This window comes from Bartonella sp. TT29SHDZB (genome assembly GCF_042193395.1).
GTDB lineage: Bacteria > Pseudomonadota > Alphaproteobacteria > Rhizobiales > Rhizobiaceae > Bartonella.
Map to the genome: position 1 here is coordinate 1 of NZ_JBHILQ010000119.1, position 820 is coordinate 820.

Below are 820 nucleotides of genomic sequence, written 5' to 3' on the forward strand. Positions count from 1 at the left end.
TAACCGCCATCTGCTGGTAAAACATTCACAAGGCTATCCGTAAAGCTGCCGTTGACAACCGCAACATCTGGTCTGTAATCGGCTATAGGAAAATAAACCATCTTAAAAATCCGTTGGTATTATTCTGGTCACGTTATGACGTTGAGACGTCTCTGCACGCAATTCATTCAACTGTTCGTTAAAGTCATTGTAAGCTGCCGTTGCACAATCGGGGTCTTTCAAGATATTCTTGTAAAGTTCGTATTTTGCACGCGCCTTAATCAAATCAAACGCGTGCACAAACCATGGATGCTCCTCATCGACACTTTCTATTTCTGATAAACGCAAGGGAGAGAGAATGAGTTGAATCTGATAGGCTTTATCCGGCGTGGGATAAAGATGTAATTTCCTATCAAAATAACTGTAACAAACCGGCGTTCCTTGCTGCTCTGATGATAACAAAGGCTCTAAAGAAACATGGTCCTTACACTCCAATGCAAACTTATGATGTTGATCAGAGCTCAGATAAACGTTTTTGATTTTAACAGCTGTTTCAATATGGCTGGTAGTGCTTGCATCATAAACACCTTGTCCCGCCCGTGTCTCAAACACCACATCACGGCTTTCGTTAAAGTAAAAGGTCTCCCGTTCACAAAAACGAATAGCTGCAAAAATGCTTTCTTGGATTTGTTGAACATACTCATCGGCTATGTCATCAATCTCATCTTGAATGACCGACACTAAGTGCGAAAGTGTTCTCTTATGACGATAAACATCTCGCTTTACTGGTATCGGTCCTCCGGTCTTAACCCGAATATAATGACGTGTCATCAAAATACCT

General features: G+C 41.5%; 1 protein-coding gene. It reads right to left on the reverse strand.

The genetic code is table 11. The features are described from left to right. Nucleotides 1–102: 102 nt before the first annotated feature. Nucleotides 103–810 (reverse strand): hypothetical protein, encoded by a 708-nt coding sequence (locus ACFIJJ_RS09915; RefSeq protein ID WP_375646831.1) that lies wholly within the window; start codon nucleotides 808–810, stop codon nucleotides 103–105. Nucleotides 811–820 lie beyond the last annotated feature (10 nt).

Excerpts from the sequence above, each read along its gene's own strand:
- ACFIJJ_RS09915 (WP_375646831.1), bottom strand. The coding sequence starts at position 810 with ATGACACGTCATTATATTCGGGTTAAGACCGGAGGACCGATACCAGTA.